A 239-nucleotide genomic window follows, 5' to 3' on the forward strand; every position below is an offset into this window, starting at 1 on the left:
CCCAGCAGGATGACGGTGAACATCATGGCGTCGTTGAGGCCGAACCAGAGGACGGCCGGGGGGACCCAGGCGACCGAGGGCAGGGACTGCAGGCCCTGGAGGATGGGGCCGATCGCGGCGCGCACGAACTTCACCCGGGCGACCAGCAGGCCGAGCGGGGTGCCGATGGCCAGGGCGAGCAGGAAGCCGAGCAGGCCGCGGGAGACGGAGGTCCAGATGACCTCCAGCAGCGTCCCCTT

1 pseudogene is annotated in these 239 nt (G+C 71.1%); it reads right to left on the bottom strand.

Annotation, left to right across the window (positions count from 1 at the left end):
• Positions 1-239, bottom strand: a pseudogene (locus IG86_RS0138220) (ABC transporter permease); the annotation flags it as partial.

Origin of the sequence: Streptomyces virginiae (assembly GCF_000720455.1) — a bacterium.
Taxonomy (GTDB): Bacteria; Actinomycetota; Actinomycetes; order Streptomycetales; family Streptomycetaceae; genus Streptomyces; species Streptomyces virginiae.